Here is a 9,896-nt window from a genome sequence, read left to right as displayed (position 1 = left end):
GTGCGTGTGCGTGGCGGTTGCCGGGGGACGAGGGTGGGCCAGCGGTGGCGCGGCGGCTGGTGCAGGAGACGATGTCGCGGCTCGGGCTCGGCCGGGACCTGATCGAGGACGGGAAGCTCGCCGTGTCGGAGACCGCGACCAACGCGTTCCGGCATGGGCGTGCACCGGGTGACCGGTCGACCGTCACGCCCGAGCTGTGGGTCTGGGCTCGGACGGTGCCGTCGCCGCAGCTCGTCGTGTCGGTCTTCGACGGCGCGCGGACGGCCGTCCCGCGAGAGGGCAGGGCCGGGCTGCTGGACGAGGGCGGCAAGGGGCTCGAACTCGTCCGAGCGATCACGGCGGACTGGGGCAGTGCAGCCACGCGATCGCGCGTCCACACCGGGGCCGTCCCCGGCAAGGCGGTCTGGTTCGCGCTGCCGCTGGGGCGGGAGTGGCCCGGCGTCCGTCACACGGTCCACCCGGGTACCGCCGCGCAATGCCTGCTGCTCAGCGTCACGCGGCGCGGGTTCGTGGGGACGCGCAACACAGGCCGGGACGGCCTGTCCGTCGTCATGCTGCCGGGCCTCAACGTGTGGGTGCACCCGGAGCACTTCTGCTGGCGGGACGGTCCGCGCCGCTACCTGCGGCGTCCTCTCATCGACCTCCAGGAGACCACCGAGCATGTCGTCCGATACCTGGACAGTCTCACCGCACCGGTGCGCTCCTCCACGACCTGACGGGAATGTGAGAAGGCCCGGCCGGGTGGCCGGGCCTTCGTCGGTTTGCGGGTGTCAGTCTTCCTTGGGGGCCTCGACCGGGACCGTGGCCGCCGGGACGGCGGTGTGGCCGTTGGCGCCGTTCGCGGCGGGCTGGTTGCCGTTCAGGTTGGACAGGAGCTGGCGGGCGACGCCGAGGCCGGTGCCGCCGAGGGTGAGGGCCTTGGCGAGCATGTCCTCGACGCCTTCGGCGCCGTTGAGGACGACCATGTTGTCGACGTTGCCGAACACGCCCGCGCCCGCCTCGACGATCTGCGGCCACTGCTCGGCGAGCTGCTGGGCGATGACGGCGTCGGTGTTCTCCGCCAGCGCCTCCGCGCGGGCCTTGATCGCCTCGGCCTCGGCGAGGCCCTTGCGCCGGGTCGCGTCCGCCTCGGCCTCACCGATCAGCCGGATGGCCTCGGACTCGCGCTGCGCCTTCAGCTGGACCTCGGTCGCGGCGGCCTGGGCGTAGGAGATGCGCTCCTCGCGCTCGGCCTCGGCCAGCTTGACCTGCTCGTACGCCTTGGCGTCCGCGGGCTTGCGGACCTCGCTCTCCAGGCGCTTCTCGGTGCGCTCGGCCTCCAGCTCGGCGTTGCGGGTCTCCTTGAGGATGACCTCCTGCCGGGCCTGCTGGCCGGCCTGCTGCACCTGGCCCTCGTACTCGGCCTTCTTGATCTCGGTGTCGCGGATGACGGCCGCGTTCTGCCGCTCGGTCTCCTGCTCGCGCTCGGTGGCCTCCTGGTTGCGCTCGGCCTCGGCGATGCGGGCGGCGGAGGCGATCTTGGCGGCGTGCGGACGGCCGAGGTTGGTGATGTAGTCGGTCTCGTCGTCGATCTCCTGGATCTGCAGGGAGTCGACGACCAGGCCGAGCTTGCTCATCTCGTCGGCGGCGGAGCTGCGCGTCTCGGACGTGAGGCGCTCGCGGTTGAGGATGAGGTCCTCGACGGTGAGGTTGCCGATGATGGAGCGGAGGTGGCCGGTGAACAGCTCGTGGATCGCGCCGTCCATCGACGCCTGCTGCTCCAGGAAGCGGCGCGCCGCGTTGGCGATCGAGACCAGGTCGTCCCCGACCTTGTAGATGACCACGCCGCGGACCTTGACCGGGATGCCCTGCTGGGTCACGCAGTTCACTTCGAGGTTGGCGGCGCGGCTGTCGAGCCGCAGCCGGCGCGACACCTGGAAGCCCGGCAGGACGGACGTCCCCTTGCCCGTCACGATCTTGAAGCCGAGGCTGTCCACCCCGTCGATCGCCTTGGACTTGGCGCCCAGCCCGGAGATGATCAGAGCCTCGTTCGGCTCGGCCACCCGCCAGACCAGCTTGAACAAGATGATCAGTACGATGATGGCGACGACGGCGCCGATCGCCACGGCGATCACGGGCATGGGGCCTCCCCCTCTTCAAATGTGAGAGCGTCCGGCCCATGGGGTGCCGTCCGCGTTTCCCATCAGACGCGCTAGCTGCGCATTCGGTTCGGTCCGCGGCCCTTGTTCCGGTGTCCGCTTGGGGACAGTCCCTACTGCGGCAGCGCGGGCGCCACGTACACGGTGCGGGGCGGGTGGTACTCGACCACCACGATGATCGCCCCGACGCCGATCTCGTCCCGCGGGTCCACGGGGTGGGCGTAGAACGCCTCGACCCCGCCGCGAATCGGGATCATGACCTCGCCGACCAGCCCCGGCCCGATTCGCCCGGTCACCCGGCCCTCTCTACCGATCAACACACCCCCTGGGGGAATGACGTGGCCGGAGCCGGGACACGCGTCCGCTCCGCGTAAGGCGAACCGTATCCGCTGGACGAGACCGGCGGCGAGCCTCGTGACTCACCGCAGGACGCGTTCCACTTGGCTTTCGGCTTCGCGGGCGAGGCGCTCCGCGTCGGCGCGGGTGGCGTTCGGGCCGAAGACCGTGACCGTGGCGAGGTAGTGGCGGCCCCTGAACACGACGTACCAGGTGCGGGTGTGGGCGGTGCCGGCGACGGTGGTGACGCCGACGGTGCGGGAGCCTTCGCCGATGTCGCCCTTCGGCGCCTCCGTCACCCGGTGCTCGGCCCACTGGGAGCCGACCTTGGTGCGGAACTTCAGGCAGCCGGTCGGGACGCGGGCGTTGACCTGCTTCTCGGCGTCGGCGGCGGACATGCCCATCAGCGTCTCGGTCGCGGTCTGCCCGCCGCCGCCCGTGAACGAGACGAGCGCGGCGGGGACGTCGCCCGCCACGTCGCCGCCGGGACGTCCCGTCCCGCAGCGGGGCTTGTCCAGGGTCGCCTCCCGCTGGAGCCTGGCGGAGTTCTGGATGGCCTTCAGCGAGCCGTACTCCCCCGAGTCGGGCTCCCCGGCGCGGCGGTAGCCGGGCGGTCCGGTGAGCAGCGCCTGCGCCAGCTGGTCGGAGGTGTAGCCGATGCCCGCCACCTCGGCGCGGGCGGTGCCGCGCACCTGGGCGGCGCGTTCGCCGCCGCCGCCTCCGCACGCGGTGGCGAGGACGGCGGTCGACAGCAGGACGGTCGGGAGGAGCCTGTGCGCCATGGGCGCGACCCTACGGTGCAGAGGGGGCGAATCACCCTCGGCGACACACCGGTCAGGCCTGTTCGGCGCGTTCGTTGTACTCGGCGGCGTACTCCTGGCCGGACATCTTCTGGATCGTCTCGACGATCTCGTCGGTGATGGCGCGGCGGGCCTTGGCGGGCGGCAGGTCGCGGTAGTGGGAGAAGTCCATCGGCGGGCCGATCCGCACGGTGGGGCGGGGGCCGAACACGCGCGGGAGGCGCGCGCCGATCGGCTGGATCTTCTCGGTGCCCTCCAGGGCGACGGGCAGGACGCGGGCGCCGGACTCCAGGACGAGCCAGCCCGCGCCCGTCCGGCCGCGGTAGAGCCGTCCGTCCGGGGAGCGGGTGCCCTCGGGGTAGATCGCGAACGCGCCGGCGTTCTCCAGCACCTCGGCGGCCTGTTCGAGCGCGCCCATCGCGGCGCGCCGGGCGCCGCGGCGGACCGGGACGTGCCCGAGGTTGGTGAGGAACCAGCGGACGAAGCGGTTCTTGACCCCGCCGCCCTCGAAGTAGTCGGCCTTGGCGATGTAGGTGACCGGGCGCGGCACGGCCAGCGGGATGATGAAGCTGTCGATGAACGACAGGTGGTTGCTCGCCACGATCAGCGGCCCGTAGCTCGGCACGTTCTCGCCGCCCACCACCCGGGGGCGGAAAAGCAGCCAGAGGATCGGACGCACCACGCGCGTCATGAACGTGTAGAACACCCAGCCTCCCGAATTCGCCAACGCCACTGTAACCTCTACGCGGATCTGATCCTCGGTCAGCGCCCTGCTTTCCGGCCGGACGGACGGTCAGAAATGGTCCAAGCGCAGGTCAAACCTTGGCCGAACGACTTTGAACGCCATTTCTTACCCTCAAGTAAGTTTCCCTACAGTAAGTTATTGCGCCTTTCCCGGAGGTCCCAGGAGCCATCCGGACGCCCCGGACGCATCGTCAGGTAGAGTCTTGACGAGGACTAGACGGGCGTCCGAGCCGGCGTTACGGTCCGGGGCACGGGACGGGCGACCTGGTCCGTTTCCGGGGAAGTGCTTGGAAAGCGGGCACGGGTGCGCAATCCTCCTGTTGGGGAGTCACCTGAGATGGCCGGGTACCACCGGAGTAGGGCGTGAGGTGACCATGGACTTCGACATCAGCCTGATGCGCGACGACCGCTGCACGCTCGTCCGTGTGAAGGGCGACATCGACGTGGTGTCCCGCACGCGGTTCGAGGAGACGCTCTTCGAGGTCGTCGAGGCGGGCGAGCCGATGGTGGTCGACATGCGCGAGGTCACGTTCTGCGACTCGACGGGCCTGAACGCGATCGTCGCCGCCAACCGGCGCGCCGGCGAGCACGGCACGCACCTGGCGCTGGTGGCGCTGCCGCCGCGCGTCCAGCGGGTCTTCCGCATCACCGGGATCGACAAGTTCATCCCGATCCACGACACGCTGCGGGAGGCGATCGTCGCCTTCCCGTCCACCACCCCGTAGCCCGGGCTCAGGTACAGCCCTCGAACTGGGGCACGCTGGTGGTCAGCTTCAGCCCCGACTTGCCGAACCACTTGGCCAGCAGCCGCTGCGCCGTGCCGTCCTGGTACATGTCGGTGATGGCGCGGTTGACCTCCTCGCAGCCACGCAGGTCGCCCTTCTTCAGGCCGACGCCGTACTTCTCGTCGGTGAACGGCGCGTTGATCATCCGGCCGGGGCGGCCGGTGGCGAAGCCGGCGAGGATCAGGTCGTCGGTCGACACCGCGTCCAGCCTGCCGGCGGCGAGGGCGTCCATGCAGGCGCCGTAGGTGTTCACCGTGACCGGCTTCGCGTCGACCTTGCGCTCCTCGATGACGCGGCGCCAGGAGTTGGAGCCGGTCACCTCGCAGATCCGCTTGCCCTTCAGGTCTCGCACGTCCTTGACCGCGGTGGCGTCCGCGCGGACGAAGGTGTCCTGGTGGGCGACGTAGTACGGGCCCGCGAACGTCACCTTCATCTTCCGCTTCGCCGTGATCGAGTACGTCGCGACGATCATGTCGACGGTGCCCTTGGCGAGCGCCTCCTCGCGGACCGAGGAGTTCGTCGTCTTGAACGTGAGGTTGCCCTTCGGGACGCCGAGCTTCCCCGCGACGTAGGTGGCGACGTCCACGTCGAAGCCCTCGTACGTCCCGTCGGGGCGTTTCACGCCGAGCGCGGGCTGGTCCTCCTTCACGCCGATGACCAGGGAGTCCTTGTCGGCCACGGACTTCTTCTCGGTGGCGCCCAGGCCGCAGCCGGACAGCAGCGCCGGCAGCAGCGCCGCGGTCAGCGCGGCGGCGGTCGCTCGGATGGCGCGCATGGCTTGCTCTCCTCCGGTCAGCGGAATTCGGCCAGCCGGGGACGGACCCCCGCCAAGATCAGAAGGGCGATGACGGCGGCGCCGGTGGCCGGGACGGCGTTCCAGCCGCGCAGCCCGCCGTCCGCGTCCTCGATCGCCTTGTCGAAGGCGTCCTGGTGGACGGTGGTCAGCGCGTACAGGGCCGCGTCGTAGGCGTCGAAGTCGCGGATCGCGTTGGACGTGCGGCCCATCCGCAGGTCGACGGCCCCCGCGCGGTTCCCCGCCGAGGCGAGCTGCCGCATCCGCGCGTCGTTCCGCTGGACGGTCCGGTACGCCGCCAGCGTCTTCGCGAGCGCGTCGGCCTCACGGCCCTTGTCGGTCGTGCGCGCCTCGTCCCCGAAGAAGCCGAGGAACGGGACGGCCTTGTCGCCCGGCTTGTAGGCGGCGACCTTCTGCTCCAGGCCCGCGTAGTAGTTCTCCAGGTTCACCGGCTTGTCGCCGAGGTCCGGGTAGATCACCGACAGCGACTTGTCCAGGTACGTCTGCTCGTAGGTGTCGGCGCGGCCGGGGTCGAGGAGGTAGCGGCTCTCGTCCGCGAACGCGCTGTGGCTGATCGCGCGGGCCCGGGACAGCTGGAGGATCGAGGCGAACCCGTCGTCCTTGGCCTTCCTGATATGCCCGGCATGCGCCGTCAGCAGGCCCGCCCCGACGGCGGTGAGCACGATCGTCGCGAGCGTCGCCAGGACCAGCGCCGGGTTGAGCACGCGGCGGAACGTCCGCACCAGGTACAGCTGCGTGGCGATCAGGAGCAGCAGCACGACGAGGCCGGTGAGGGCGACCCAGGCGCGCCCCGTCAGCACCGCGGACCGCTTCGTCTCGTACGACTGCCGGACATGCGAGCCCGTGTCGAGCGTGATGTTGTACGCCTTCGGCAGCAGCTGCAGCTTCATCAGGTCGGTCGCCTGCCGGTAGGCGTCCACGACCTGCGTCGGCGTCTCGCCCGGCGCGTGGTCCGACTGCACGTCGAGCTGCATCGCCTGGCCGACGAGCCGCTCGTACTTGCCGAGGCCGTCCAGCACCTCCTGGACGGTCCGCTTCAGCGCCGGATCGCGGCCGGCTAGCTGCGCGGCCTGCACCGCCGCCGCGTCCGCCTCCGCGCGGCGCTTCTCGTACACCCGCAGCGTCTCGTCATAGCCGATGCCGAGGTCGTGCTCGCGGCCGATCAGCAGGATGTTGGCGACCTGCGCGTCCATGTCGCTGAGCGCGAAGTACAGCGTGCCGGTCGCGACGACCTGCGGGCCCGCGTCGTGCCCGATCGTCTGGACGGAGTCGCGCGCGTTCCCGATCGCCACCGTGAGGACCGCCAGCAGCGCCACGAGCGCGGCCAGGCACAGCACGACATGCGCGCGGATGCGGCCCGGGATCGTCTTCAGCCAGCGCCCGCGGACGAACGTCCTCAGCCGGCCGCTGCGGTGCCGCGCCACGTCGGCGGGCTCCGGCGGCTCCGGAGCGGGCGGTGCGGGAGCCGCGGGCGGTGCGGGACTCATCGTCATGGCGTGCCCTCCTGCAGGGACAGCGTGATGGTCGTCCAGGCGCCCACGTGGATGCGGTCGCCGTCACCGACCGGCACCGGTACGTTCACCGGGATCGGCTCCGTCCCGCCGTTCACCGTGGTGCCGTTCGTCGAACCGGGGTCGATCAGGTTCCAGGCGCCGTCCGGCCGAGGGAGCAGGACGGCGTGCAGATGCGAGACGCCGGGGTCTTCGGGCGGCGCGCTCAGGTCGATCTCGGGCAGAAGCGCGCGCGAGGTGCTGCGCCGCCCGATGCGGACCTGGTCGCCGCTCATCGGAACGCGGCGCTCCGGGCAGTACGGCGGGAACGCCAGGCCCGTGGCGTCCGGCCCCATCTCCGCGACCACCGCGTCGAAGTACGAGCGGTCGGCCTGGACGAGCGCGTGCGGCCCGGACGCTATGAGCGGTGAGCTGGGCGGACGCTGCTTCGGCACCATCGGCACCGCCTGCGCGATACCCGCCGCGGACAGCTGGACGGTGTACACGGTGCCGGTCTCGAAGTCGTAGCCGTCGACCTCGCAGAAGCGTCCGGACCGGGGCGTCCCGCAACGCGGGCAGTCGGCGGGCTTCGCGGGCGTCTCGGGCTTCGCGGGTTCGGCGGGCTCGGGCTCGCCGCCGAGCGCGGCGGGCTGCACGCCGTCCATGAGGTCACCGCACACGTCGCAGTACTCGGTGTCCTGGGACGTGTGCCCCTTCGGGCAGACCGGCATGGGTCTCAGCCCCCTGCCTCGTCGCCGTGCCTGGTCCGCACGGTCCGGACGGAGCGGGTGTCGAGCGACATCTCGTCGGCCTTGGCCACGTCCCGTTTCAGGCGCACGGTGCCGCGCGCCTCGTCGACCACGTCCACGACCCGGTCGAGCAGGCCGGAGATCTGCTCGTTGCCGACCTCCCGCGCCAGGACCACGGCCCGTCCGAGCCGCGCGGTCGCGGTGTCCTCGTCGCCCTCCCGGCGCGCCTCCAGGCCCTCCTGGATCGCGTCGGCCAGCTCCGACTGGCCGGTGTGGTGCGCGACCCGCCCGTTGATGCGCGTCGACCTGGCCTCGTCGTCGGTCCACTCGGCGAGGACGTTCCCGGACGCGAGGACCTCGTCGCCCGCGACCAGCTTCACCCACGCCGCCCGCATCTGCCGTCCGATGTCGCCGGGCTGCACCTCGACGCACACGTGGTACTCGCGGCTCTCGTTCCCCCACGCGCCGAGCGGGTAGTCGCCCGTCTGCGTCGCCGACTCGACCCGCCGGCCGGTCAGGTCCTCCACGGCCGGGACCATCTGCTTGACGAACCGGAGCCGCGCCTGCTGCGGCGTCCACAGGCGCAGTGTCACGTCCGCGACCTCCTTGCTCATCGCGGCCTGCGTCATCGCGAGGAAGTCGGCCTCCAGGTCGGCCGGGTCGGGGACGTCCAGGAACCCGCCCAGCAGCGCCGAGCTGATCTTGCGCAGCTCGGCGACGTCCCAGTCGGTGCCGACGCCGCGCGCGTCGCAGAGGAAGGATCCGGTGCACTGGCGCAGCGCCGCGTCCAGCTCCTCGTCCGACTCGTGCTGGTTCTTCCCGTCGGTCAGCAGGATGGCGTGCTTGACGGCGTCGTCGGCCTCGTGCGCGCCGAACAGCCGGTCGGCGAGCCGCAGCCACGACCCGATCGCCGTCCCCCCGGCCGCCTCCAACCGCCCCACCGCGTTCACCGCGCTGCGCCGGGACGCGTCGCTCGCCTCGACGAGCCGCTCCCCCTGCGGGTAGATCATCCGCGGCCGGTTCGCACCGGCCACGACCGCGAAGTGCACGCCGTCGCGCAGCACGTTCACCGCAGCCCGCGCCGCCCGCTTCGCCGCCGCCATCTTGCCCCGGTACGACATCGACCCGGACGTGTCGATCATGATGATCTCCGCGGCCGGAGCCCGTCCGCCGCCCCCGCCGGACCCGTGCGCCGCCACGGACACGATCGCGTGCATCTCCCGTCCGCCGTCCGGGAGGTAGGGGTTCTGGTCCACCTTCACGGTGAACTCCGGAAAGTCGCTCATCTGCCCCGCTCCCTGCTCGCCCCTGGCGGCGGACAGGGGATCACCGCCACCGTCACGTTGTCGTGCCCGCCCGCGTCCAGCGCCGCGCGCAGCAGCCGCCGTGCCGCGCCGAGCGGACCGTCCCGTCCGGCCAGCGCCACGGCGGCGAGGCCGTCCGGCTTCGGCAGGTAGTTCCAGAGCCCGTCGCTGCAGACCACCACCAGCCCCGGCCCGGTCGGACGGAACGCCGCCACCCGCGGCTCGACCTGCCCCGCGTCCGCCCCGAGCCACGCCGTCAGCACGTGCGCCCGCCTGTCGGCCCACGCGTCCTCGGCGCTCATCGCACCCTGCTCGACCATCCGCGTGGCCCACGAGTCGTCGCTGGTCAGCCGGGACGACCCGGCGGCGGACACCCAGTACGCCCGGCTGTCGCCGACCCACCCGACGGTGACCCCGTCCTCGTCGACGACGGCCGACACGAACGTACACGCGGGCGCCTCGTCAGGGTCGTCGCAAAGCCCGGCCACGACCTCCCCGGCCCGCTCCGCCGCCGCCCGCATCGCGCCCCGCGCGTCCATTCCGACCTCAAGCCGCCCGGTGAGCACGGCCACCGCCGCATCGGCCGCCCGCCGCGAAGCCTCCTCCGACCCGGGCGCCGTGGCGACCCCGTCGCACACCACCGCACACGCCCCCGCAGGCAGCGCCGCCAACGCGAACGCGTCCTCGTTCCGGCTGCGCCGCAACCCGACATCACTGACCGCCGCCCCGCCGGCCC

The 9,896-nt window shown here is 71.9% G+C and carries 11 protein-coding genes; 2 read left to right on the top strand and 9 right to left on the bottom strand.

The window, feature by feature from the left end:
• A partial coding sequence (locus E1293_RS39750) for an ATP-binding protein (RefSeq protein WP_132204106.1) occupies positions 1 to 716 on the top strand: 716 nt, incomplete at its 5' end.
• Positions 717 to 770: 54 nt separating this feature from the next.
• Here E1293_RS39750 and E1293_RS39745 read toward each other — a convergent pair.
• The 4 genes from E1293_RS39745 to E1293_RS39730 all read right to left on the bottom strand — a co-directional run bounded on the left by E1293_RS39745 (position 771) and on the right by E1293_RS39730 (position 3,980).
• Positions 771 to 2,120 (bottom strand): flotillin family protein, encoded by a 1,350-nt coding sequence (locus E1293_RS39745; protein ID WP_132204104.1) that lies wholly within the window; start codon positions 2,118 to 2,120, stop codon positions 771 to 773.
• 131 nt (positions 2,121 to 2,251) lie between these two features.
• Positions 2,252 to 2,434, bottom strand: coding sequence for a hypothetical protein (locus tag E1293_RS39740; protein ID WP_132204102.1), 183 nt, complete (start codon positions 2,432 to 2,434; stop codon positions 2,252 to 2,254).
• A 123-nt stretch (positions 2,435 to 2,557) separates the two neighbouring features.
• Positions 2,558 to 3,256 (bottom strand): hypothetical protein, encoded by a 699-nt coding sequence (locus tag E1293_RS39735; RefSeq protein WP_132204100.1) that lies wholly within the window; start codon positions 3,254 to 3,256, stop codon positions 2,558 to 2,560.
• Between the two features lie 52 nt (positions 3,257 to 3,308).
• A complete protein-coding gene (locus E1293_RS39730) occupies positions 3,309 to 3,980 on the bottom strand; it encodes a lysophospholipid acyltransferase family protein (protein ID WP_132204112.1) in 672 nt (223 codons plus the stop codon).
• A gap of 412 nt (positions 3,981 to 4,392) precedes the next feature.
• Here E1293_RS39730 and E1293_RS39725 point away from each other — a divergent pair, with 412 nt between their 5' ends.
• The gene (locus E1293_RS39725; protein WP_132204098.1) at positions 4,393 to 4,743 is read left to right on the top strand and encodes an STAS domain-containing protein; all 351 of its coding nucleotides are present in this window, start codon (positions 4,393 to 4,395) and stop codon (positions 4,741 to 4,743) included.
• A gap of 7 nt (positions 4,744 to 4,750) precedes the next feature.
• Here the strand turns inward: E1293_RS39725 and E1293_RS39720 are convergent, their stop codons facing one another.
• The 5 genes from E1293_RS39720 to E1293_RS39700 form a co-directional block, all read right to left on the bottom strand.
• On the bottom strand, positions 4,751 to 5,578 hold the full coding sequence (locus tag E1293_RS39720; RefSeq protein ID WP_132204096.1) for a glutamate ABC transporter substrate-binding protein: 828 nt from the start codon (positions 5,576 to 5,578) through the stop codon (positions 4,751 to 4,753).
• A 17-nt stretch (positions 5,579 to 5,595) separates the two neighbouring features.
• Positions 5,596 to 7,110 (bottom strand): MCP four helix bundle domain-containing protein, encoded by a 1,515-nt coding sequence (locus E1293_RS39715; protein WP_243717263.1) that lies wholly within the window; start codon positions 7,108 to 7,110, stop codon positions 5,596 to 5,598.
• Positions 7,107 to 7,838 carry an FHA domain-containing protein gene (locus E1293_RS39710; RefSeq protein WP_132204094.1) on the bottom strand — a complete coding sequence of 244 codons (732 nt, stop codon included), beginning with the start codon at positions 7,836 to 7,838 and terminating at the stop codon, positions 7,107 to 7,109. The genes E1293_RS39715 and E1293_RS39710 overlap by 4 nt, the downstream gene beginning before the upstream one ends.
• Before the next feature lie 5 nt (positions 7,839 to 7,843).
• Positions 7,844 to 9,142 carry a VWA domain-containing protein gene (locus E1293_RS39705; protein ID WP_132204092.1) on the bottom strand — a complete coding sequence of 433 codons (1,299 nt, stop codon included), beginning with the start codon at positions 9,140 to 9,142 and terminating at the stop codon, positions 7,844 to 7,846.
• Positions 9,139 to 9,896, bottom strand: a 758-nt coding sequence (locus tag E1293_RS39700) for a PP2C family protein-serine/threonine phosphatase (RefSeq protein ID WP_207939370.1), incomplete at its 5' end; no start/stop codon positions are given. The genes E1293_RS39705 and E1293_RS39700, both read right to left, overlap by 4 nt.

Origin of the sequence: Actinomadura darangshiensis, from assembly GCF_004349235.1 — a bacterium.
GTDB classification, from domain to species: domain Bacteria; phylum Actinomycetota; class Actinomycetes; order Streptosporangiales; family Streptosporangiaceae; genus Spirillospora; species Spirillospora darangshiensis.
The sequence above is the reverse complement of the archived record's forward strand: the minus strand, read 5'-3'. Positions and strand labels throughout refer to the sequence as shown.

Bases quoted from the DNA above. Each gene is read 5' to 3' on its own strand.
- E1293_RS39745 (WP_132204104.1), bottom strand. From the start codon at position 2,120: ATGCCCGTGATCGCCGTGGCGATCGGCGCCGTCGTCGCCATCATCGTA.
- E1293_RS39735 (WP_132204100.1), bottom strand. From the start codon at position 3,256: ATGGCGCACAGGCTCCTCCCGACCGTCCTGCTGTCGACCGCCGTCCTC.
- E1293_RS39725 (WP_132204098.1), top strand. From the start codon at position 4,393: ATGGACTTCGACATCAGCCTGATGCGCGACGACCGCTGCACGCTCGTC.
- E1293_RS39720 (WP_132204096.1), bottom strand. From the start codon at position 5,578: ATGCGCGCCATCCGAGCGACCGCCGCCGCGCTGACCGCGGCGCTGCTG.
- E1293_RS39715 (WP_243717263.1), bottom strand. From the start codon at position 7,110: ATGACGATGAGTCCCGCACCGCCCGCGGCTCCCGCACCGCCCGCTCCG.
- E1293_RS39710 (WP_132204094.1), bottom strand. From the start codon at position 7,838: ATGCCGGTCTGCCCGAAGGGGCACACGTCCCAGGACACCGAGTACTGC.
- E1293_RS39705 (WP_132204092.1), bottom strand. From the start codon at position 9,142: ATGAGCGACTTTCCGGAGTTCACCGTGAAGGTGGACCAGAACCCCTAC.